Annotated in this window: 19 protein-coding genes, 4 tRNA genes and 1 pseudogene; 8 read left to right on the top strand and 16 right to left on the bottom strand. The window is 60.4% G+C overall.

The window, feature by feature from the left end; genetic code table 11:
• From AC09SL_RS09020 to AC09SL_RS09045, 6 genes and pseudogenes are all read right to left on the bottom strand, one after another.
• Window positions 1-1,147 (bottom strand): annotated as a pseudogene (locus AC09SL_RS09020) (type IV secretion protein Rhs); the annotation flags it as partial.
• A 187-nt stretch (window positions 1,148-1,334) separates the two neighbouring features.
• A complete protein-coding gene (locus tag AC09SL_RS09025) occupies window positions 1,335-1,736 on the bottom strand; it encodes an SEL1-like repeat protein (protein ID WP_058544019.1) in 402 nt (133 codons plus the stop codon).
• Window positions 1,737-2,108 (bottom strand): hypothetical protein, encoded by a 372-nt coding sequence (locus tag AC09SL_RS09030; RefSeq protein WP_058544018.1) that lies wholly within the window; start codon window positions 2,106-2,108, stop codon window positions 1,737-1,739.
• Entirely contained in the window at window positions 2,105-2,446 is a 342-nt protein-coding gene (locus tag AC09SL_RS09035) for a helix-turn-helix domain-containing protein (RefSeq protein ID WP_003204574.1), read from the bottom strand. Before AC09SL_RS09035 ends, AC09SL_RS09030 begins: the two co-directional genes overlap by 4 nt.
• A gap of 114 nt (window positions 2,447-2,560) precedes the next feature.
• Window positions 2,561-3,016, bottom strand: coding sequence for a YkvA family protein (locus AC09SL_RS09040; protein ID WP_058544017.1), 456 nt, complete (start codon window positions 3,014-3,016; stop codon window positions 2,561-2,563).
• A 294-nt stretch (window positions 3,017-3,310) separates the two neighbouring features.
• Window positions 3,311-4,024 carry a BamJ family beta-barrel-assembly machinery protein gene (locus AC09SL_RS09045; protein ID WP_003204577.1) on the bottom strand — a complete coding sequence of 238 codons (714 nt, stop codon included), beginning with the start codon at window positions 4,022-4,024 and terminating at the stop codon, window positions 3,311-3,313.
• Window positions 4,025-4,293: 269 nt separating this feature from the next.
• On the opposite strand from AC09SL_RS09045, the gene AC09SL_RS09050 reads away from it, so the two are divergent.
• Entirely contained in the window at window positions 4,294-6,099 is a 1,806-nt protein-coding gene (locus AC09SL_RS09050) for a di-heme-cytochrome C peroxidase (protein WP_058544016.1), read from the top strand.
• Between the two features lie 31 nt (window positions 6,100-6,130).
• On the top strand, window positions 6,131-7,267 hold the full coding sequence (locus AC09SL_RS09055) for a catalase family protein (RefSeq protein ID WP_058544015.1): 1,137 nt from the start codon (window positions 6,131-6,133) through the stop codon (window positions 7,265-7,267).
• 145 nt (window positions 7,268-7,412) lie between these two features.
• On the opposite strand, the gene AC09SL_RS09060 is transcribed toward AC09SL_RS09055, so the two are convergent.
• The 4 genes from AC09SL_RS09060 to AC09SL_RS09075 form a co-directional block, all read right to left on the bottom strand.
• Window positions 7,413-7,489, bottom strand: a tRNA-Asp gene (locus AC09SL_RS09060).
• A gap of 17 nt (window positions 7,490-7,506) precedes the next feature.
• Window positions 7,507-7,582, bottom strand: a tRNA-Val gene (locus AC09SL_RS09065).
• A 175-nt stretch (window positions 7,583-7,757) separates the two neighbouring features.
• A tRNA-Asp gene (locus tag AC09SL_RS09070) sits at window positions 7,758-7,834 on the bottom strand.
• 19 nt (window positions 7,835-7,853) lie between these two features.
• A tRNA-Val gene (locus AC09SL_RS09075) sits at window positions 7,854-7,929 on the bottom strand.
• Between the two features lie 160 nt (window positions 7,930-8,089).
• Here AC09SL_RS09075 and rdgC point away from each other — a divergent pair.
• The 3 genes from rdgC to sugE all read left to right on the top strand — a co-directional run bounded on the left by rdgC (window position 8,090) and on the right by sugE (window position 10,547).
• The gene (rdgC, locus tag AC09SL_RS09080) at window positions 8,090-9,010 is read left to right on the top strand and encodes a recombination-associated protein RdgC (RefSeq protein WP_014339706.1); all 921 of its coding nucleotides are present in this window, start codon (window positions 8,090-8,092) and stop codon (window positions 9,008-9,010) included.
• A gap of 138 nt (window positions 9,011-9,148) precedes the next feature.
• Window positions 9,149-10,114 carry a bile acid:sodium symporter family protein gene (locus tag AC09SL_RS09085; RefSeq protein WP_058544014.1) on the top strand — a complete coding sequence of 322 codons (966 nt, stop codon included), beginning with the start codon at window positions 9,149-9,151 and terminating at the stop codon, window positions 10,112-10,114.
• Window positions 10,115-10,232: 118 nt separating this feature from the next.
• Window positions 10,233-10,547 (top strand): quaternary ammonium compound efflux SMR transporter SugE, encoded by a 315-nt coding sequence (gene sugE / locus AC09SL_RS09090; RefSeq protein WP_003204587.1) that lies wholly within the window; start codon window positions 10,233-10,235, stop codon window positions 10,545-10,547.
• 222 nt (window positions 10,548-10,769) lie between these two features.
• Here the strand turns inward: sugE and AC09SL_RS09095 are convergent, their stop codons facing one another.
• From AC09SL_RS09095 to AC09SL_RS09110, 4 genes are all read right to left on the bottom strand, one after another.
• On the bottom strand, window positions 10,770-12,644 hold the full coding sequence (locus AC09SL_RS09095; RefSeq protein ID WP_058544013.1) for an MFS transporter: 1,875 nt from the start codon (window positions 12,642-12,644) through the stop codon (window positions 10,770-10,772).
• An 81-nt stretch (window positions 12,645-12,725) separates the two neighbouring features.
• Window positions 12,726-13,874 (bottom strand): TDT family transporter, encoded by a 1,149-nt coding sequence (locus tag AC09SL_RS09100; protein WP_058544012.1) that lies wholly within the window; start codon window positions 13,872-13,874, stop codon window positions 12,726-12,728.
• A gap of 103 nt (window positions 13,875-13,977) precedes the next feature.
• Window positions 13,978-14,289, bottom strand: a complete 312-nt coding sequence (locus AC09SL_RS09105) for a cupin domain-containing protein (protein WP_058544011.1) — start codon at window positions 14,287-14,289, stop codon at window positions 13,978-13,980.
• A gap of 67 nt (window positions 14,290-14,356) precedes the next feature.
• Complete coding sequence (locus tag AC09SL_RS09110; RefSeq protein WP_058544010.1) at window positions 14,357-15,547, bottom strand: MFS transporter; 1,191 nt, start codon at window positions 15,545-15,547, stop codon at window positions 14,357-14,359.
• A gap of 103 nt (window positions 15,548-15,650) precedes the next feature.
• On the opposite strand from AC09SL_RS09110, the gene AC09SL_RS09115 reads away from it, so the two are divergent.
• Together AC09SL_RS09115 and AC09SL_RS09120 are read left to right on the top strand one after the other, a co-directional pair.
• A complete protein-coding gene (locus tag AC09SL_RS09115; protein WP_064107102.1) occupies window positions 15,651-16,190 on the top strand; it encodes a TetR/AcrR family transcriptional regulator in 540 nt (179 codons plus the stop codon).
• A 177-nt stretch (window positions 16,191-16,367) separates the two neighbouring features.
• Window positions 16,368-19,838, top strand: a complete 3,471-nt coding sequence (locus AC09SL_RS09120; protein ID WP_058544009.1) for a hybrid sensor histidine kinase/response regulator — start codon at window positions 16,368-16,370, stop codon at window positions 19,836-19,838.
• Window positions 19,839-20,030: 192 nt separating this feature from the next.
• Here AC09SL_RS09120 and AC09SL_RS09125 read toward each other — a convergent pair whose 3' ends face one another.
• Window positions 20,031-21,416 (bottom strand): DNA recombination protein RmuC, encoded by a 1,386-nt coding sequence (locus AC09SL_RS09125; RefSeq protein WP_175360967.1) that lies wholly within the window; start codon window positions 21,414-21,416, stop codon window positions 20,031-20,033.
• 188 nt (window positions 21,417-21,604) lie between these two features.
• Window positions 21,605-21,928 (bottom strand): SEL1-like repeat protein, encoded by a 324-nt coding sequence (locus AC09SL_RS09130; RefSeq protein ID WP_081264533.1) that lies wholly within the window; start codon window positions 21,926-21,928, stop codon window positions 21,605-21,607.
• Between the two features lie 955 nt (window positions 21,929-22,883).
• Between AC09SL_RS09130 and AC09SL_RS09135 the strand changes: the two genes are divergently transcribed.
• Window positions 22,884-23,108: a hypothetical protein gene (locus tag AC09SL_RS09135; protein WP_007898912.1), complete on the top strand. Its 225-nt coding sequence runs from the start codon at window positions 22,884-22,886 to the stop codon at window positions 23,106-23,108.
• Window positions 23,109-23,114: the final 6 nt, after the last annotated feature.

Genomic DNA, 23,114 nt, shown 5'->3' on the forward strand with positions numbered 1-23,114 from the left:
AGGCGTCGTCGTGATGTTCGTGTTTTTTCAGCGTGGTGTTGCGCTGCGCATCCCAGCGCAGTTGCATCCGACCTTTCTTGATCCCCGCCGCAATGCCGCGTGCCGCCACGCTCTTGTAGCGGTCCACGTAGTTCATGAAGCCGTTGACCACCGCGAAGATCGCACGGATGAAACGCTGCAGGACACCGAGCAGGCGTAGGCCAACATTCCCCAGGCGCATCGCCAGATAAGCGATACCGGCACCCGCCCCGATGAAGGTCAGGACGACACCGATCAACAGATCGATCAACAGCTGCACCGCCATTCTCGACAAGGCTTCGGCCGTTTCGCCGGCAACCTCACTGGGCGGCAGCATGTCCAGCCAGAGACTGGCGGTGCGTACCAACAGGCACAGCGCCGCTTCGTCGCTGGCCAGCAGTTGCAGCTTGGCCATCACCAGCGGCGTTTTTTTCGCCAGGTCCTCCAGCTGCTTGGCGCTTTCGCCCAACCGATCAGCAAACTGACCGGGATCCTTGAGAATGTCCGAGATCAAGCTGATGCTGTCCCACACACTTTCAATCGCCGCCCAACTGCCGGCGAGCAACCCGTTGCCCACCGCCGCCGCCGACGTTGCCAAGGACTGCTGCGCCCATAGCGGCTTGAAACCCTGCCACTCACCGCGCAACCAGTCCGTCAGATCACGGGTCAAGCCGTCGTATGAAGAAAACAGATGCTCAATCTGCCGGGGAGAAACCTCGCCCTGAACGTGAACCCGATAGGATTTGCCCGCCTCCCCCGTGAAGGTCCCCAGGCCCTGGGCATCCAGGGTGACCGGCGTGACCTCGCCGCTGTCCACATCCACCACATCCACCACGATGTCGCCCAGCGGGATGTCGTACACCGACTCGAACTTGCTCTCGATCGTCATCGGCCCGCCCTTGGGGCACTGGACGACCGTGGAGAGGAAGTCATCGTCACCGGTGCTGACAGCGGTGGTGCTGTCACCAAAGCGGATCACCCGCTCCATGCCCATCAGCGACGGCAGGTCCGCCGCATGACTGGCACGGTCCGCCGCTCTGCCGTACCAGCGCTCGAGCTGCTCGCGGTAGATCGACAGGGTGTCTTTGAAGCTGTCGAGTTCCTGCTCGATATGGCTCACCTGATCCATCAGGACAGGGCTCGCTCAAGGGCCGGCAGGAAAAAACGGTCGAACATGGGCAGACGTCTCGCAGCGCTCAGGGAGCGCGAGACTTTGCCAGGGGGGACTGGGGAATTAAGTCAGGGGAAAGAGATAGAGCGCGTAGGGCGATTCGCTAAATCGTCTGGTCTGCATAACGAATCGCCTGCGGATAATCCTAGAGATCGCGAACTTCAAGTGATTTGAGCTTGATTTCGGCCAGCGGGTGCCCGGCTTTCGCCGCCAAGGCCCACCAACGTGCCGCGTCAACCGGGTCCGGCGCCTTGCTGGCCGTGCCTGCCAGGCTGATCACACCAACCTGGTAGGCAGACTTGCCATCACCGGCCAATGCCGCCAGCCGTAGCAGGCGAATCCCTTCTTCACGGGCACCCAGCCCTTGGCCGCGAAACGTGAGAATGTGCCCATAGAAGCTTTGCGCACCGACGTCACCCAGGTTCGCCATGCGGGAGAATTGGCCCTCGAGCCAGGCCCAGCCACGCGGCTGGCGAACGAACCAGGACCAATGAAACAACCGACGCGCCAGCCAGTAACTGGCCCGCGCCTTGAGTCGCCAGAGCATTCAGGCCTCCGCCGATTCGGGGTACTCGTATTCGAATACCCGAACCACTTCTGAAGCGTGCCAGGAAGCGGCGGCCACGCCATCGGAAGGCCCGGAAAAACGACCCAGGCGTTCAACGCACTCGAAGAACCCCGTGCGCGGCAACCGACTGGCGCCCTGGCTGATCACCAATGAACTGCGCAACGGCTGTTCCGCCCGGGCGTCCAGCGCCGCCAGGTGTTCAAGGGCCGCGGTCAAGGTCAGCATGGCCGGGCTGGGCAGTTGCAGACGCTCCAGCAAGGCGCGGTAGGTCAATAAGTGGCGCTGGCGACGCGCCTGGTCCAACTCACCCAACAACCCATCCCAATGCTGCCGACTGATGCGTACGCTCACGATTCTTCCCTCCAACCCGGCACCGTCAACTCCCAGGCCAGACTGCGCCGAATCGCGGCATCGGGCTGACGCTCGCCGCTCTCGATCAAGGCCAGATAAGACGGGCTGATACCTACCGTGCGGGCCAGCGCCTCGATGGCGATGCCCTTCCCTTCGCGCAAACTGCGTAATTGATCCAGGCCAGGGAGAACCTGGCCCGGTGCCGCCGCGTGACGGACTGTCGCTTCGCGCGGCGGTGCTTGATCGATGCCTGCTGCCTTCAACAACGACTGGTACTGATCCCACGGCAAAACCGCATATTCGGGCTCTCCGTCACGTGTGATTATTTGAATATCCATGTCTACCCCGTAGGACAACAACACTTAGCGAGTCAGCCTTTTTTCTTGGAAGTGTAATCCTAATACCGGCTAAGGTCGCGGGGCGATGAATTCTCAGGGGTAAGTGCTACCGAATCAGGTTTCTTTCTGGCCTTGAAGTTGGAGTTGTTCCGGGGTATCGGGAAGCCTTTCGACCCGGGCCAACTTCTCGGGCGATTGCCGATAACGCCAGGCGCGGAAAGCCTCGAGTTCCACGTCGAGGGTTTTCATGACCCAGGCCAGCACGGCGATATCATCGAACATGCCAAACATTGGCAAGATGTCCGGGATCGCATCCAGGGGGCTGAGGAAATACATGAGTCCTGCCACCACCGACAGCATCGACTTGGCACTGACAGCGCGGTATTCGCCTCGCCAGTAGGCCAGGCACAAGGCCTGCAACAGACGCAGGTCCTCCTTGAGCTTGCCCAGCCGTCCACCCTCACGGGCACTTTTGCTCGCGACGGCGAACAGCAACGTCGGCAATCGACCGCGGGCCAGCAAGCGGCCTGCCAAGGGCAGAAATCGCGCAAAATTCCACGGGGCCTTCATTTTTTCTCCCACTGAAATGTTATCCACACAAATTGTGGATAACCTTGTGAACAGAGCTGCATTTCACCGCTGAAGCCCCCGTTTCATAAGGGCTCGGCTTAGATCGGGCGTTTTTTACTCACATAAAAAAACCCAATATTTCATTGACTTGACCGGCTGACTGCGTCTAGCACAGCGACTGTATTGCCTATGACTATACCCTGCATCCCGCGTTCGGTTTTTTTGCCATATTGCCGCAGCCCAGATGCAACAACGCCCCGCATAAGCGAGGCGTTGTCGTTCTAGCAGACGCGATTACTTGGCTGCGTCTTCTTTTGCCGGATCCTTGATCGCCAGCAGTTCCAGGTCGAACACCAGGACCGAATTAGCCGGGATGGCCGGGCTCGGGCTCTGGGCGCCGTAGGCCAGGTCGCTCGGGATGTACAACTTGTACTTCTCGCCAACGTGCATCAGTTGCAGGCCTTCGACCCAACCCGGGATCACGCCGCTGACCGGCAGGTCGATCGGGCTGCCACGTTCAACGGAACTGTCGAACACGGTGCCGTTGGTCAGTTTGCCGGTGTAGTGAACAGTCACTACGTCGGTTGGCTTAGGTTGTGGACCATCGGCTTTCTTGACCACTTCGTACTGCAGGCCCGAAGCGGTGGTGGTGACACCGGCTTTCTTGCCGTTTTCTTCGAGGAATTTCTTGCCGGCGGCTGCCGACTCTTCGCTCATCTTGGCCATGCGCTCTTCGGCACGCTTTTGCAGCGCGGCAAAGGCTTCGACCAGTTCTTCGTCTTTCAGCTTCTGTTCTTTCTTGCCGACGGCATCTTCGATGCCCTGGGCGACCGCTTTGGAGTCCAGGTCATCCATGCCTTCCTGAGCCAGGCTCTTGCCCATGTTCAGGCCAATACCGTAGGAAGCTTTCTGCGCCGGGGTCTTCAGCTCTACGCTGGTCTGCGAGTCGCAACCCGCGAGTACCAGGCCAACCAGGGCCACCGCCGCCGCCAACCGATGCTGTTTCATGCTATTTCCTTGTTCATGCGCCTAAAGGGCAATCGAATAAAGCCGCGAGCTTATCAGGCGGCCACGACCAATGGCTACCGGCATGTGAGCCACAAAGTGGCGATAAGTTCAGGTCCGCAAACGCTTTTTAAGCCTGTACCAATGAAGCATCTGTCATCTGTTACGCATAGGGACAAATTGCCGCTCCTCCACAGGCCAGGGGTAATGGCCACTTGCCCGTCGCGCAACACTGAGGCATAAGGGCTTATCAAAAAAACAAGGACGTTACCGTGCGCCTTCTCTCTCGCATTCTCTTGCTGCTCCTCGCGCTGCTGATCGTCGTCGTGGCCGTAGTGCTTTATTACGTTGCCAATCCTCGCTTGCCGTTCTACACGCCCGTCGAACAGGTGCATTACCTTGATCAATGGAGCGCTGCCGAGCGCAAGACGTATTACTTCACGCCACAGGGCACCCAGGTCAAAGGCCTGCGCTATGACTGGTTCACCGCCCTCGAATTGCCGTTTTCGCAACAACGCTTCGCTTCGCCTGAATATCTGGCGCGCTTTGGTTTCCTGGTCGATCCGGCACAGAAAGCCTCGCCAGACAACCCCGGCAACTTGCCGGTAGGGTTTGCGCGGCACCAGAGCCCGGGCAGCACCGACCAATTCCTGGATATCACCTGCGCGGCGTGCCATACCGGCGAATTGCGCTTCAAGGGCCAGGCGATACGGATCGATGGCGGCTCGGCTCAGCACGTGCTGCCCTCCAGTGTTCCTACATTACGCGGTGGCAGTTTCGGACAAGCATTGGTCGCCAGCCTGGCATCTACCTACTACAACCCATGGAAATTCGAGCGCTTCGCCCGCCAAGTGCTGGGCAAGGACTACGACGCCCGCCACGAGGAATTGCGCAAAGCCTTCAAAGTCTCCCTGGACACGTTCCTGCGGGTGGCCTGGAACGACACCCATCGCGGCCTCTACCCCACCGAAGAAGGCCCTGGCCGTACCGACGCCTTCGGGCGCATCGCCAATGCCAGCTTTGGCGACGCCATTTCAACCAAGAACTACCGGGTGGCCAACGCACCGGTGGATTACCCGCAACTGTGGGACATATGGACGTTCGACTGGGTGCAATGGAACGGATCGGCCCAGCAACCGATGGCCCGCAACGTCGGTGAGGCGCTGGGGGTCGGCGCCACGCTGAATTTCTTCGACGCCCAGGGCAAACCGCTGCAGGGCGATGCGCGATACCCCTCCAGCGTGCGTGTGCGCGACTTGAACAAGATCGAAGAAACACTGCAACTGCTCAAGCCGCCTGAGTGGCCTGAAGCGCTGCTGGGCTCAATCGACAAGCCGCTGGCGGCCAAGGGTCGGGCCCTGTTCACCGAAAACTGTGCCGGCTGCCATGTACCCAAGGTGGTCCAAGGACCCGACAGGCCGGTCCAGCAATTGCACATGCTCCCCGTGCAGGTGATCGGCACCGACCCGGGCACCGCCAATAACATCGCCGACCACCGCTTTGACCTGACCAGCCTGCAGTGGGATCCGGCCGAGCTGGCGAAGCTGGAAGTGCAACTGCACCCAACCCCGACGGAACCGCTGGACCTGAGCCAACTCTCGGTCGCCAAAGGCCTGGCCTACGTCACGGCATTCGTCGAGAACCGCGCTTACCGCGACGCCGGCGTCACCCCCGCCGAGCGCCCGGCCCTGGATGGTTTCGGCCTGCCCATCGGCGTACGTGAATTGCGCGCCTACAAGGCCCGGCCGCTGGCCGGCGTCTGGGCCACGCCACCGTTCCTGCACAACGGCTCGGTGCCGACGATCTATCAACTGCTGTCACCCCAGGACGAGCGCGCGACCACGTTCTATAAAGGCAACTTCGAATACGACCCGCGCCACCTGGGCTATCGCACCGAAGCCTTTACCAACGGTTTTCTCTTCGATACCCGCATTACCGGCAACCACAACAGCGGTCACGAATTCCGCGCGGGCGAGCGAGGTAACGGCGTCATTGGCCGCTTGCTGCAACCGCAGGAACGCTGGGCCTTGCTGGAATATTTAAAGGTGCTGGGCGGGCCACTGGAGTCGCAACTGTAATGATGAACCCCACAGGTAAAAGGAAGTTTCAATGTTGATCACGCTCTGGCTGCGCCTCGGCGCCTTTTTGGGCAAGACGCTCCTGTGGCTGCTGGGCATCGGGCTGCTCGGCTGGGCACTGTCCACGGCCTGGTTTGCCTGGCAACACAAGGGACCGGTGCCGGACAAGGAGCAGGTCGCGCCCGGTGAAGCCGCCATGACCCAGGACATCATCCAGACTGCTATTCGCATCGTCGACCAGCACCGCGAGGGCACGCGCTATCTGCGCGACGCCCACGCCAAGGCCCACGGCTGTGTCATGGCCGAAGTCCAGGTGCCGAACGACCTGCCGACACCGTTGCGCCAAGGGGTATTCGCCGAGCCGGGGAAGGTCTGGCAGGCGACGATCCGCCTGTCCAACGGCAACGCCTATCCGCAGTTCGACAGCCTGCGCGATGCACGGGGAATGGCGATCAAGCTGATGAACGTACCGGGCAAGCAATTGCTCGCTGACCGGCAATCACAGGGTGAGCAGGATTTCGTGATGTTCAACCATCCGAACTTCTTTGTCAGTGATGTCGCCGAGTACCGTCAGAATGTGGCCGCCCAGGCCGATGGGAAGAAGGCGATGGCGTTCTTTCCGAGCGTGGATCCGCGCACCTGGCAGATCCGTCATCTGTTCATCGCCCTGGCGACCCTCTCACCGCCACCGGCCAGTCCGACCCAGACCACGTATTTTTCGGTATCGCCCTACAAGTTCGGTGACGCCAACGCCAAGTTTCGCGTCGCGCCGGACCCGGACAGTTGCCCGAGCTACACCCTGCCTCCCCAGAACCAGGACCTGCCGAATTTCTTGCGTAGCGCGTTGAATCAGCAGTTATCCACCGACCGGGTGCCGGCATGTTTTGTCTTGCAGATTCAGCGTCAGGATCCGAGCAAGTACATGCCCATTGAAGACACCAGTATTGAATGGCAGGAAAGTGATGCGCCGTTCGAGACCGTGGCGCGGATCAAGGTTCCGGCTCAGGATTTTGATACGCCCAAGTTGAATCTGGCTTGTGATAATCAGTCGTTCAATCCCTGGTTTGGTATTGAGGCGCATCGGCCTATTGGTGGGATCAATCGATTGCGTAAGGCGGTGTATGAGGCGGTCAGCGATTATCGTCATAGTCGGAATGCTGAGCAGTAGACGATGGGTTTTGGGGGTATATCCGTTTCTTCGGTAACGGATATACACAAAAAAAGAACCAAAAAAAAACGACGCTCTTCCCTGGTAAAGGAAAAGCGTCGTTTCTAGTAGCCACCTGGCGTTCAGCATTCCAGATAACCGAATATGGCGCAGCGGACGGGACTCGAACCCGCGACCCCCGGCGTGACAGGCCGGTATTCTAACCGACTGAACTACCGCTGCGCGTAACACTGAAAGTTTGGTGGGTGATGACGGGATCGAACCGCCGACATTCTGCTTGTAAGGCAGACGCTCTCCCAGCTGAGCTAATCACCCTTCACTTCCGATGCGGGGCGCATTCTCTCACAATTTTTTGTAACGTGCTGATTTAATTAGCAAATTCATCAAAAAACATGAGCAACGCACACCACGGGAACTTCAAACAGCAAAAAGCCCGCGTTAGCGGGCTTCATGTGGTGACCTGGCGTTCAGTGTTCCAGGTTACCGAATATGGCGCAGCGGACGGGACTCGAACCCGCGACCCCCGGCGTGACAGGCCGGTATTCTAACCGACTGAACTACCGCTGCGCGTAACACGTTGAACGAATGGTGGGTGATGACGGGATCGAACCGCCGACATTCTGCTTGTAAGGCAGACGCTCTCCCAGCTGAGCTAATCACCCTTCGCTTTCGGTGTGGCGCGCATTCTACGGAGCACTCTTTAAGCTGGCAAGCACTTTTTAAATTAATTTTTTCAGGCCTTCCAAAGGCTTAGCGAAGGGTTGGCCTATGGCGCCGCGAAGAGAATAATGCCCCCCTTTGTATAAAGGAGAGACTCACCCCATGTGGTTCAAAAACCTGCTTATCTATCGCCTGACCCAAGATCTGCCTTTTGATGCCGAGGCGTTGGAAACTGCACTGGCCAGCAAACTGGCGCGTCCATGTGCAAGCCAGGAGTTGACCACTTACGGTTTCGTCGCGCCGTTTGGCAAAGGCGAGGATGCACCACTGGTGCACGTCAGCCAGGACTTCCTGCTGATCGCCGCGCGCAAGGAAGAACGCATCTTGCCGGGCAGCGTCGTGCGCGATGCCCTGAAGGAAAAGGTCGAAGAGATCGAAGCCGAGCAAATGCGCAAGGTCTATAAAAAGGAACGGGACCAACTCAAGGATGAAATCATCCAGGCGTTCCTGCCCCGTGCGTTCATTCGTCGCTCGTCCACCTTCGCCGCCATCGCGCCGAAACAGGGCCTGATCCTGGTGAACTCGGCCAGCCCGAAACGCGCCGAAGACCTGCTGTCTACCCTGCGCGAAGTCATCGGCTCCCTGCCGGTACGCCCGCTGACGGTCAAGATGGCTCCGACCGCCACCATGACCGACTGGGTCAAGACCCAGAAAGCCGCGGACGATTTCTTCGTGCTCGATGAATGCGAACTGCGCGACACTCACGAAGACGGCGGCATCGTGCGCTGCAAGCGCCAGGACCTGACCAGCGACGAAATCCAGCTGCACCTGAACACCGGCAAGGTGGTAACGCAACTGTCGCTGGCCTGGCAGGACAAGCTGTCCTTCGTGCTCGACGACAAGATGGTGGTCAAGCGCCTGAAGTTCGAAGACCTGCTGCAGGACCAGGCAGAACAGGACGGTGGCGACGAAGCCCTCGGCCAACTGGACGCCAGCTTCACGCTGATGATGTTGACGTTCGGCGAGTTCCTGCCGGCGCTGGTTGAAGCGTTGGGTGGGGAAGAGATTCCGCAGGGGATCTAAACCCCGCCCCGCTGTGGGAGCGGGCTTGCTCGCGAAGACTGACTGACATTCAACGATGATGTTGAATGACACTCCGCTATCGCGAGCGAGCTCGCTCCCACATTAGTATTCGGTGTTCTTAATAATAAGGATCAGGTCATGCGCGCATTGGCTGCATTAAGTCGCTTTGTCGGCAACACCTTCGCTTACTGGGTACTGATTTTCGCGGTCCTGGCCTTCCTGCAACCGCAGTGGTTCGTCGACCTGAAAGTCGCCATCGTGCCGCTGCTGGGCCTGGTGATGTTCGGCATGGGCCTGGCACTCAAGCTGGAAGACTTCGCCGAAGTTGCCCGTCATCCAGGACGTGTAGCCTTGGGGGTGATTGCCCAATTCGTGATCATGCCCGCCACGGCGTGGCTGCTTTGCCAAGCGTTCAGCCTGCCGCCGGAGATCGCCGTCGGGGTGATCCTGGTGGGTTGCTGCCCGAGCGGCACGTCGTCCAATGTCATGACCTGGCTGGCTCGCGGTGACCTGGCCCTGGCCGTGGCGATTTCCGCCATCACCACCCTGCTCGCCCCTCTGCTGACCCCGGCGCTGATCTGGCTGCTGGCCTCGGCCTGGTTGCCGGTGTCGTTCTCGGCGCTGTTCTGGTCGATCCTGCAAATTGTCCTGTTGCCGATCGCACTGGGTATCGTTGCCCAACGCCTGTTGGGTGCCAGGGTGCGTCATGCCGTAGAAGTGCTGCCGCTGATATCGGTAGTGAGCATCGTGATCATCGTCGCGGCGGTAGTGGCAGCCAGTCAGGCGAAGATCGCCGAATCCGGCCTGCTGATCATGGCCATCGTGATGCTGCACAACAGCTTCGGTTATCTGCTGGGGTACTACACCGGGCGCTTGTTCGGCTTGCCGCTGGCCCAGCGCAAAACCCTGTCGCTGGAAGTGGGCATGCAGAACTCCGGCCTGGGTGCAGCGTTGGCGAGTGCACACTTTTCGCCACTGGCGGCAGTACCCAGCGCGCTGTTCAGCGTCTGGCACAACATTTCCGGGGCCCTGCTCTCGACTTACTTGCGGCGCATGAGCGAGAAACTGGACCGTGAGCTACAGGCCCGTCAAGCGGCGGACTGAAGGGTGATCTTGACCGAGTCGTCAGCATTGGGCACTCTTGCGCCCAATGTGGGGACGACCCCGCAACGCTAGAGCGATCGTTATCCGGGGACGACCCCATCCATCGATGAGGTGTGTGATGTCCTGGATCATTCTTTTTTTTGCCGGCCTGTTCGAAGTCGGCTGGGCTGTCGGCCTGAAATACACCGACGGCTTCAGCCGCCCTCTCCCCACTGCACTGACGATCGCCGCCATGGCAATCAGCCTCGGCCTGCTCGGCCTTGCAATGAAGGAACTGCCGCTGGGTACAGCCTATGCGATCTGGACCGGGGTCGGTGCCGTGGGCACGGTGATCGCCGGGATCATTTTGTTTGGTGAGTCGATGGCACTGGTTCGCCTGGCCAGCGTGGCATTGATCGTTGCTGGGTTGATCGGGCTCAAGGTCAGCGCCTGAATTCTCCTGCAAGAGCCAAACCTATGGGGGCAAGGTCTGTGGGATTTAAGCCTGTGGGGAGCAAGGTCTGTGGGATTAAACCTGTGGGAGCAAAGCTTGCTCGCGATGGCGTCCTTGCGATCGCTATCGCGGGCAAGCCTTGCTCCCACAGACCTTGCTCCCCACAGGCTTTAAACCCATTGGGCTTGCTCCCAAAAGCTTTTTGCTTCCACAGTTTTTGTCCTAGCGGACAGTCCCACGCAATTGCCCCACCAACACCTGCAACTTCGCCGGCTCAGCCACTTCCACCGCGACCGCCGAACCCGCCACCAGCGTCACCCGCGACCAGAACCGGCGAAACAGCCCTTTGGCCGGGTCGCGGCTGAAAAAACTGCCCCACAAGCCCTGCAACGCCAGGGGAATCACCGGCACCGATGTCTCCTGGAGGATGCGTGTCAGTCCGCTCTTGAACTCATTGATCTCACCGTCACCGGTCAGTTTTCCTTCAGGGAAGATGCACACCAACTCACCGTCCTTCAGGTATTGGGCGATTCGCTTGAAGGCATTTTCGTAGATGTGAATGTCTTCCTGGCGCCCGGCGATCGGGATCGTCCCGGCGGTGCGGAAGATGAAATTCAGCACCGGCAGGTTGTAGATCTTGTAGTACATCACGAAGCGAATCGGCCGACGCACCGCGCCGCCAATCAGCAAGGCATCGACGAAGGAGACGTGGTTGCAGACCAACAACGCAGCGCCTTCGTCCGGGATCGCCTCCAGGTTGCGGTGCTCTACGCGGTACATGGAATGGCTCAGCAGCCAGATCATGAAACGCATGCTGAACTCGGGGACGATCTTGAAGATGTAGGCGTTGACGCCGATGTTGAGCAACGACACCACCAGGAACAACTGCGGGATCGACAGCTTGACCAGGCTCAGCAAGACAATGGAGACGATGGCCGAGACCACCATGAACAACGCGTTGAGAATATTGTTGGCGGCAATCACCCGCGCCCGTTCGTTCTCTACAGTGCGCGACTGGATCAGCGCGTACAGCGGCACGATATAGAAACCACCGAAGACGCCCAGGCCCAGGATGTCGATCAGCACCAGCCAGGCGTGGCCGAAGCCGAGCACTTCAAGCCAACCGTGGCCATCGATGCTGTCGGGGATCCCGCCGGAATGCCACCACAACAGCAGGCCGAACACCGTCAGCCCGAACGAACCGAACGGCACCAGGCCAATCTCGACTTTACGCCCGGAAAGCTTTTCGCAGAGCATCGAACCCAAGGCGATCCCCACCGAGAATACCGTCAGGATCAAGGTCACCACGGTTTCGTCACCGTGCATCCACTCCTTGGCATAGGCGGGGATCTGCGTCAGGTAGATCGCACCGACGAACCAGAACCAGGAGTTGCCGACAATCGAACGGGACACTGCCGGGGTTTGCCCCAACCCCAGTTTCAGGGTGGCCCAGGATTGGCTGAAGATGTTCCAGTTCAAGCGCATTTGCGGCGAAGCTGCGGCCGCGCGCGGAATGCTGCGGCTGGCCAGGTAACCGAGCACGGCAACGCCGATGATCGCGGTGGACACCACGGGTGCGTACTGCGCCGAGGACATCATGATCCCGGCACCAATGGTTCCGGCCAGGATCGCCAGGAAGGTGCCCATCTCCACCAGCCCATTGCCGCCGACCAACTCCTCCTCGCGCAAGGCCTGCGGCAGGATCGAATACTTCACCGGGCCGAACAACGCCGAATGCGTGCCCATGGCGAACAGCGCTACCAGCATCAGTGATAAGTGATCAAACAGAAACCCTACTGCGCCGACCGCCATGATGGCGATTTCGCCGAGCTTGATCAGACGAATCAACGCGTCCTTGGCGAATTTTTCCCCGAACTGCCCTGCCAGCGCCGAGAACAGAAAGAACGGCAGGATAAACAGCAGCGCGCAGAGGTTGACCCAGATCGAGCGATCGCCCTCGATGGTCAATTTGTAGAGGATGGCGAGGATCAGCGACTGCTTGAAAATGTTGTCGTTGAACGCGCCCAAGGACTGCGTGATGAAGAACGGCAGGAAACGCCGCGTGCGAAGCAAACTGAACTGCGAAGGGTGACTCATCTTCCATGTTCCTGAGTGGCGTGGACGCTTATTGGAATGAACGTTTTTCGATCCAGGCCACACATTACCTGTCTTTAGCGATTATTTCGCCAGCCCTGCAATACATGGCGACACAAACAACTCACCGTGCCAGGCGCCCAGTACCGTACGCCGCCCGACGATCAGCCACATCACCACCAGCATCGCCACCAGCACAGCCCCGAACGCGCTGAAAAAAGCCAAGCCCAGCAGATCCGCAAGCTTCAACGTGGTCAACGCGTACACGCCCAGGGGAAAGGTAAAGCCCCACCAGCCAAGGTTGAAGGGGATGCCTGCGCGCAGGTAGCGCGCGGTGATCAGCAGTGCCATCAACATCCACCACAGCCCCAAGCCCCACAGCGTGATACCGGCGACCAGGCCCAACCCGGCGGCGATTTCGCCCACGCCGGGCAGGCCATTGGCGGCAAAAATCAGCGGGGCATCGTTGCCCAGCAGCAACATGCCCAGGGCCCCGGTGCCGATCGGGCCGAGAGCCAGCCAACTCGAGGCGGCCATGTTTTCGTGAGGCAGTTTGTGCAGCGCCATGCGCAACAGCAAAATCGTCAGGATGCTGAACGCCACCGGCAGGGAAAAGGCCCAGAGCACGTAGCTGGTCACCAGCATGACCAGTTGCCCATGAGCGTCGGTCAGATGCGGCGCCAACAGTCCGCCACTGGCCGCCGCGACTTCGGCGGCCACCACCGGCAAGAGCCACACGGCGGTCATTTGATCGATGCGGTGTTCCTGGCGGGTGAACATCAAGAATGGGATCAGCACACCACAGGCCAGCGACAGGGCTACGTCGATCCACCATAACGCCTCGGCCACTGCCACCACACCGCTCCCCCAGCGCGGCAGCCCAAATACCAAAAAGCCGTTGATGATGGTCGCCAGCCCCATGGGAATAGTGCCGAAAAACATCGAGACCGTTGAATGGCCGAAAATCCGACGCGCTTCATCGAAGAACAGCACCCAACGGGCCGTGTACATGAGGGCGAACACCACGAACAACAACATGTTGAACATCCACAAGCCTTCACCCAAAGGGCGCAGGTCCGGCACATTCCCAGGCCATTGCGCCAAGGCCAGCGCCAGCACACCGGTGCCCATGACCACGGCAAACCAGTTAGGCGTGAATTGGCGAATGGCCTCCAGCGGCCTGGGCAAATGGCTCAATGGACGCAAACGGTTTTTTGCAGCGCAGCATGTCATGGCGAACTCCTGTCCCCGGATGAGGTGGAGCCATGCTAGAGCCGAATCGAATATCTATATAACGGGTAATTTCTCTATATGTTATCGATTTTGCAGATAACCATCAGACACTGCCTTCGGTCTCGATCACCAGGATCCTCGCTTCGCCCAAGGGCTTGGCCACATGCTCGGTGCCCACCGAGGCGTAGAAAATATCCCCAACCTGCAGCAAAGTCTCCTTTTCGACACCCTCTTCCCGATAGCACATCCGCACTTGTCCATCGAGCACCACGAAGACTTCCTGGCCGTCATTGATGTGCCATTTGTACGGCTGGTCGGTCCAGTGCAGGCGCGTGGTGATGCCGTTCATGTTGGCGATATCCAGCGCCGCCCAGGCACGGTCCCCGGTGAAGGATTTGCTGCGAATGATTTTCAAGAGTTCGTCCGGAAAAAGGCTCAGGCGCCAAGACTAACCCACAGCCGATGGCGCTGCATGCTTGGCTTCAAGGCCCAACGCCATCGCTCAGTGGTTTTATGGACTGACGCACCCCCCACAACGCAGCGGCACACAGCACAATCAACACCGCGCCATAGCCATCGGTGGTTGGGATCAATCCGAACACCCGCGTCAGGTTCCCCGCCAGCAACGACGGCACGCTGAAGGCCAGGTAACTGAGGACATAGAACGCCGACATCAAGCCCGCCCGTTCGTGGGGCAACGCCAGCGGCATGATGCTGCGCAGCGCGCCCAGGAACCCGGCGCCAAAGCCGCCGCCGGTGACCAGTGTGCCGGCGAAGAACAAAGGCAAGCTGGCGTCGTGCACCGCTGCCAGTACCAGCGCCAGACCAATCACCAGCAGGCTCGCGGACAGGCGCAACATTTTGTCTGCTTCTTGGTTGCGCAGCAGGTAGATGGACGACGCACCACTGAGGGTCAGCACCGCCACCAGCGCGCCGCCGATCAGATTGGAGGTCGATCCGGTTGCCGTCCGTACCAGGGACGGTGCCAGCGACAAGTAGAAACCGCCCACGGCCCAGGCCGCCAGATCCAGTGGCAGGACCCGCCACAAGGCTTGCCGTGCCTGGCGCGGCACGTGCAGGGTTGGCCGCAGGGACTGCCAGGCACCGGGTTGCGGGCTGACGCTTTCTGCCAGGCGCCAGAGGTAAATGGCCTGGACCAGGAACAAGCCCAACAGAAGCCAGTACGTCAGCTGCAAGGGCAACGGCGCGAACTCGGCCAGCAGGCCACAGCCCAGCGCCCCGCATGCCATGCCCAACAGCGGCGCGACACTGGTAATCAGCGGACCTTGGCGACGGTCGAAATCCAGCAAGGCAGCCCCCAGCACGCTGGTGGCCATGCCGGTGGCAAATCCCTGGATCAATCGGGCACTGATCAACCAGGCAACGCTGTCGGCACTGATAAACAGCAGCATCGCCAGCATATTGAGCAACAGCGCCACGAAGATCACCGGTTTACGGCCCAGGTAATCCGACAGCGAACCCACGGTCAGCAAGGCCGCCAACAGACTGAACGCGTACACACCGAAAATCAGCGTCAGGATGGCCGGGGAAAACTGCAAGTGTTCCTGATAGAGGTGGTACAACGGCGTCGGCGCGCTGGACGCGGCGAGAAAACCGAGCAAGGTGAGCGCCAGGAATATCAGGCTGGCGCGGGTCGAAGCTGGACGGGACATGGGCACGCTCCACAAGAACATTCACAAAAGCTAATTTTTTGCTTTTGCGGAGTGTGCTACCGGCGTGCGCTTAAAGCAAATTCTTTGTGTTAAGGTCTGACGCATGGCAATTAAAGAAGGTTTACGCCCCGGCGGTAGAAGCGCCCGGGTCCAAGAGTCGATTCATTCGGCAGTTCGCGCCCTGCTGCAAGAGCAGGACCGTGCGACCCTGACCGTGCCGCAAATCGCTGCGCGCGCCGGGGTGACGCCGTCTACCATCTACCGGCGCTGGGGCGATCTGGCGGCGCTGCTGGCCGACGTCGCCATCGCCCGCATGCGCCCTGACGGTGAACCGGCCGACACGGGCAGCTTGCGCGGCGACCTGCGCGCCTGGGCCGAGCAGTACCTGGACGAAATGAGCTCCGAACCTGGTCGCAACATGATGCGCGACATCCAAGCCTGCGCCACCCCGGGGTATTGCGTGGGGATCATCAGCCGTCAGTTGCAGATCATCCTGGATCGCTACCCCGATGAGCCCAATCCAGGCGTCGAACGGCTGATCAATGTGGTGGTGGCACCGACGGTGTTTCGCATTCTCTTTGCTACCGCGCCGTTGGCGGTTGAGGAGTTGTATCGGTTGGTGGATATCGCGCTGGCTCAGTAAGGCCGCCATCGCGAGCTTGCTCGCGATGAGGCCAGCCCCCCCCCTGCATAACCCAAGAATCCCCCCCTCTGCGACACCCCACCACGCCTCGACCTTGGTCGACACTGACGAACCCGAGCGGGCATGCGAGACTGTCCTGCCGGGCTCAAGTCCCGGTGTCTTTGTCCGGGAGTTTCCATGTCGCTGTCCAGCGGGCTGATCGCCTTCGTCGCCCTGGTCTATATGGCCACCATGTTCGCCATCGCCTTCTACGGCGACCGGCGCAGCACACCGCTGCCGCCACGGGTGCGGGCCTGGGTCTACAGCCTGTCGCTGGCGGTGTATTGCACCAGCTGGACGTTCTTTGGCGCCGTGGGCCAGGCCGCCGAACAGCTCTGGTCATTCCTGCCGATCTACCTCGGGCCGATCCTGCTGCTGGTGCTGGCGCCGTGGGTCCTGCAGAAAATGGTGATGATAAGCAAGCAGGAGAACATCACCTCCATCGCCGACTTCATCGCCGCCCGCTATGGCAAGTCCCAATCCCTGGCGGTGGTGGTTGCACTGATCTGCCTGGTCGGCGTGCTGCCGTACATCGCCTTGCAACTCAAGGGCATTGTGCTCGGGGTGAACCTGTTGATCGGTGCCGGCGCCGATGCCATGGGCACCCGCGCCCAGGACACCGCGCTGATCGTCTCGCTGATCCTGGCGCTGTTCACTATCGTGTTCGGTACCCGCAACCTGGACGCCACCGAACACCACCGCGGCATGGTGCTGGCGATTGCCTTCGAATCCCTGGTCAAGTTGTTCGCCTTCCTGGCGGTCGGTGCGTTCGTGACATACGGCCTATACGACGGCTTCGACGATCTGTTCAACCAGGCGATGCTCGCCCCACGCCTGGAGCAGTACTGGAAAGAAACCATCAACTGGCCGTCCATGGTGGTGCAGACCGGGGTGGCGATGATGGCGATCATCTGCCTGCCAAGGCAGTTCCACGTGACCGTGGTGGAAAACATCGAGCCCCAGGACCTGCGCCTGGCCAAGTGGGTATTCCCCGCCTACCTGGCCCTGGCCGCGCTGTTCGTGGTGCCCATCGCCCTCGCCGGGCAAATGATGTTGCCCGACTCGGTACTGCCGGACTCATTCGTCATCAGCCTGCCCCTCGACCAGGCCCACCCGGCCCTGGCAGTGCTGGCGTTCATTGGCGGCGCCTCGGCGGCGACCGGCATGGTGATCGTGGCCAGCGTGGCGCTGTCCACCATGGTCTCCAACGACATGTTGTTGCCGTGGCTGCTGCGCCGCAACAACGCCGAACGGCCCTTCGAAGTGTTCCGCCAGTGGATGCTGTCGGTGCGTCGAGTGAGCATCGTCGTGATCCTGTTGCTGGCCTACGTCAGCTACCGTCTGCTGGGTTCGACAGCGAGCCTGGCGACCATCGGCCAGATCGCCTTTGCCGCCGTGACCCAACTGGCCCCCGCCATGCTCGGCGCGTTGTACTGGAAACAGGCCAACCGCCGCGGTGTGTTCGCCGGCCTCGCCATGGGTATTTTCCTGTGGTTCTACACCTTGGTATTACCGATTGCCGCCCATAGCCTGGGCTGGTCGCTCGGCAGTTTCCCCGGCCTGGCTTGGCTGCACGGCAACCCCTTGAACCTGCCGATTACCCCATTGACCCAAGGGGTGGTCCTGTCCCTGGCCGGTAACTTCACGCTGTTTGCCTGGGTGTCCGTGCTGTCGCGCACACGCGTCTCGGAACACTGGCAGGCGGGACGCTTCATCGGCCAGGAAATCAGCGCCCGCCCCAACCCCCGATCAATGCTGGCGGTGCACATCGAAGACCTGTTGCAACTGGCCGCCCGTTTCGTCGGTGAAGAGCGGGCGCGACAGAGTTTCATTCGCTTTGCCTACCGCCAGGGCAAAGGCTTCAACCCGACCCAGAACGCCGACAGTGAATGGATCGCCCACACCGAACGCCTGCTGGCCGGTGTACTCGGAGCCTCTTCGACAAGGGCTGTGGTAAAAGCCGCCATTGAAGGCCGGGAGATGCAGCTCGAAGACGTCGTCCGGATCGCAGACGAAGCCTCGGAGGTGCTGCAGTTCAACCGCGCGCTGCTGCAAGGCGCCATCGAGAACATCAGCCAGGGCATCAGCGTGGTCGACCAGTCCCTCAGGCTGGTGGCCTGGAATCGTCGCTACCTGGAACTGTTCAAGTATCCGGACGGCTTGATCAGTGTCGGCCGGCCCATTGCCGATATCATCCGTTACAACGCCGAACGTGGCCTCTGCGGCCCAGGCGAAGCCGAAGTCCACGTCGCCCGACGCCTGCACTGGATGCGCCAGGGCCGCGCCCATACCTCTGAACGGCTGTTCCCCAACGGACGGGTGATCGAGCTGATCGGCAACCCGATGCCCGGTGGCGGTTTCGTCATGAGTTTCACCGACATCACAGCCTTCCGTGAGGCCGCACAAGCGCTGACCGAAGCCAACGAGGGGTTGGAGCAACGGGTGGCCGAACGCACCCGGGAGTTGTCACAGCTGAACCTGGCCCTGACCGAAGCCAAGAGCACCGCCGAAGCGGCCTATCAATCCAAGACCCGGTTCCTGGCGGCGGTCAGCCATGACCTGATGCAACCGCTCAACGCTGCGCGGCTGTTCTCTGCCGCACTGTCCCACCAACACGACAGCTTGCCGAGCGAGGCCCGGCAACTGGTCCAACACCTGGACAGCTCGCTGCGCTCGGCTGAAGACCTGATCACCGACCTGCTGGATATCTCCCGCCTGGAAAACGGCAAGATCAACCCCGACCGCAAGCCCTTCGCCCTCAATGAGTTGTTCGATACCCTCGGCGCAGAATTCACGGCGCTGGCCCAGGAGCAAGGCTTGAAGTTCCGGGTCCGCGGCTCGCAACTGCGGGTGGACAGCGATATCAAGCTGTTGCGGCGCATTTTGCAGAATTTCCTGACCAATGCCTTTCGCTACGCCAAAGGGCCGGTGCTACTGGGCGTACGCCGGCGCGACGGCGAGTTGTGCCTGGAAGTCTGGGATCGCGGGCCGGGCATCGCCCAAGATAAGTTGCAGGTCATTTTCGAAGAGTTCAAGCGTCTGGACAGCCACCAGACCCGCGCCGAAAAAGGCCTGGGCCTGGGCCTGGCCATCGCCGACGGGCTATGCCGTGTGCTAGGCCACACCTTGCGCGTGCGCTCTTGGCCGGGGCGCGGCAGCGTGTTCAGTGTCAGCGTCCCATTGGCTCATACACAAGCCGTCGTACCGAGCCCCGCGGCCGAACCCAACGGTCATTTGCCAAGCGGCGCCCAGGTGCTGTGCGTCGATAACGAAGACAGCATCCTGATCGGCATGAACAGCCTGCTGACACGCTGGGGTTGCCAGGTATGGACGGCGCGCAACCGAGAAGAATGCGAGCGTTGGCTGGCCCAGGGCGGTCGACCGCAACTGGCGTTGGTGGATTTTCATCTGGACGGCGGCGAGACCGGCACTGAGCTGATGGCCTGGTTGCGCACGCGCATGGGGGAACCCGTGCCAGGGGTGGTGATCAGCGCCGACGGCCGCCCCGAAACGGTGGCCCAGGTGCACGCGGCGGGTCTGGATTACCTGGCCAAGCCGGTGAAACCGGCGGCGTTGCGGGCGTTGTTGAGTCGGCATTTACCATTGTAGGAAAATCGAGTTCCTACCGCCAGGCATCAAACTTGTGGCGAGGGGATTTATCCCCGCTGGGTTGTGCAACAACCCCAAGATCAGACACTTCGGTTCAGCAGATGGACCGTGCTAGCCGATTTGCGACTGCTGCGCAGCCGAGCGGGGATAAATCCCCTCGCCACAGGTTTTTGTTTCAACTTAGGGCTTGCATCAACCTTGAGAGGACCCGGCTTCTTCCGGCAACTCAGGCAGCCCATCCGCATCGGTCATCGCCCGTTCAAGCAATTCGCTGGGCAGGCTCTTGCTGGCCCGGGCGCCGAGCAGCTTGAGCTGTTCGCTGCGGCTGATCAGGTTGCCGCGCCCTTCCGTCAGTTTGTTGCGCGCTGCGCTGTAGGCTTTGTCCAGCTGCTGCAAACGACTGCCGATCTCGTCCAGATCCTGGATGAACAAGACGAACTTGTCATACAGCCACCCGGCCCGCTCGGCGATTTCCCGGGCGTTCTGGCTCTGGCGCTCCTGCTTCCACAAGCTGTCGATCACCCGTAGCGTCGCCAGCAATGTGGTCGGGCTGACGATCACGATGTTGCGGTCGAAGGCTTCCTGGAACAGGTTCGGCTCGGCTTGCAGGGCGGCGGAAAACGCCGCTTCGATCGGCACGAACAACAACACGAAATCCAGGCTGTGCAAACCGTCCAGGCGTTTATAGTCCTTGCCGGCAAGGCCCTTGACGTGAGCTCGCAACGACGCCACGTGTTGCTTGAGGGCGTGTTGGCCGATGGCGTCATCTTCGGCGGCCACGTACTGCTGATAAGCCGTGAGGCTGACCTTGGAGTCGACCACCACTTGCTTGTCGCCTGGCAGATAAATCAACACGTCCGGCTGGAAACGCTCGCCGTCGGGGCCCTTGAGGCTGACCTGGGTCTGATACTCGCGGCCCTTCTCCAGGCCGGCATGTTCGAGCACCCGTTCCAGAATCAGCTCGCCCCAGTTGCCCTGGGTCTTTTGGCCTTTGAGCGCCCGGGTGAGGTTGGTGGCCTCGTCGCTCAAGCGCAGGTTCAGCTGTTGCAAGCGCTCCAGTTCCTTGCCCAGGGAGAAACGTTCCCGGGCCTCGGCCTGGTAACTTTCTTCGACGCGTTTTTCGAACGACTGAATGCGCTCCTTGAGCGGATCGAGCAACTGACCCAGGCGCTGCTGGCTGGTTTCGGCGAAGCGCTGCTCGCGCTCATCGAAGATTTTTCCGGCGAGCTCGGCGAACTGTGCCCGCAACTCGTCTCGCGAACCTTGCAGATCATCCAGGCGTTGTTGATGGCTTTCCTGCTGCTCGCGCAGTTCGGCATGCAACGACGCTGCCTGGGCATCGAGCCGCCGCAGTTCGGCTTCCTTGTTGGCGCGTTCGAGGCTCCAGGCGTGGGCCGCATCCCGGGCATTGTCACGCTCGATCTGCAACAACTCGACTTCGCGACAGGCCGCGGCAAGCTCGGCTTGCTTGGCGGCGTTGGCTTGGCTCAGGTCGCTGATCTCGTCACGGCAGGCATCGAGTTGGGCATTGAGGCCGTCGTGGGCCATATGCGCGGTGGCCAGGCGTTCTTCCAGCAAGGCCTGTTCGGTCTGCGCGGCACCGGCCTGGCGTTGCAGGTGCCAGGCCAGTGCCAGCAATGGCACCGCAGCGCCCGCCAAGCCAAACAACAGGCTGGTCAAATCCATAGCCATGACAATTCCTGCCGATCAAATAAAGCCCGAAGGGTAACCAAGCGGCCAGGGGTTGCCCAGCTCGGTCTTCGTTTTCAGCCTTCGATTTCACCGAGGGCCCGGCGGGCTCGATCATCGCCGGCCCGCGCGGCCTGGCGCAGCAGGTCCTGGCCGATGCGGCGATCCCGGGCGTTGCCGCATTCGCGGCACATCAACTGTCCGAGGCGACTTTGCGCGGCTACCACGCCTTCACGGGCAGGTTGCTTGAGTAAACGGCCGGCCAGGTGCTTGACGCTGGGGCTGTCCCCCAGTCGCGGGCTGTCGAGCAGCCACTCGGCCACCCGCATCGAAATACGCTTGGGTGCGGTAACACCAGGGGGTGTGGAGGTAACAGGATTTGATACTGAGCGAAACTTCATAAAACACTGTGGGATAGATCGGAAGGCGCGCCACTCTACTCCTTTTTTCGCACGGGTAAAGTCGAAAAAAAACCAGCACGCCCGTGCTAGAGCAAGCGCTTGGGACAATCCACAGAAGCTGTGGATAACTCAGTGGACAACCCACCCTGAACTCGCGCAAACCCCTGTGGAACGGGGCCTGCGCTCAAACTGACGATTTTTTCACCAGTAAAAAAAAGCGATGTTTTTCATTGACTTAAATTTTGGATACAGGCACCCACCCCGGATTGTTTCGACATGACAGTACGGTGACAAGTGGTGTAGCGAGTGTGCACAAGTAACAGCCGAACGGGTTATAACGCTGCGCTTTTTTGGCGCATCGGGCGGTAAAACCTGGGGATAACCCTCAGGCCTTGCCCGCGATGCGCGTGGCATGGGCACACCTGCGCACGCTTGAATCCTGTGCTATACGCTCGCCTACCCACAGTGAGTTATCGCTCTTTTGAATATTTTTTAACCAACACCCTTTCCTTCATGGTTTCGATCCGTTAGTATCTGCGGCGTTAGTACCAAGCTGAAAGTCAATTCCGGGTCGAACACATCTCCACGGTCAGCCATCCTGCAAAGGACGCCTCACCGAAAAAAGAGACCGGCCTCCTCGATGGTTTCCAGGTAAACCTTGCGCCAACACAGCCTTTGATCGAATGCAAAGGGTGTTGCCAGGCTCATTACTCTGACCGAACCAACCTGCAAAATTGATCAGGATCTTCACCCCGGGCCCAGAACCTTTGCCCTCGATGTGTTGCCTGCCCTCCTAAGTACCTACCTGCCAGCCCAAGCGCGCACTTTTTATAGCGCTCAAACTGGCTGCTTTGTTCCAGTCGGGTTCTTCGTTCGACCAATGGTGGTCGACGTTACTGGAACGTTTTAACGTTGCACGGTTCTTAACCGTGTCATTTGTAGGAACACCCATAACATGTCTACTCAAATCCATACCCAGGACGCTATCCGCACCCTGACCAACGCTTTTGCTCCAATGAACTGCCTGATCATGGCCGCTCGCAAAGGCTGCTTCAGCTTCACCCTGGTCAACGAACACGGCATCGCCCGTCATAGCGAACGCCTGTACCCCGATCAATACTCCAGCGCCGAACCGCTGCAGGCCGTGATTGAGCGTACCCGCCAGGCACTGGTTGCCTGAGGCGCC

The sequence above is a fragment of the Pseudomonas sp. PF05 genome (assembly GCF_056521845.1).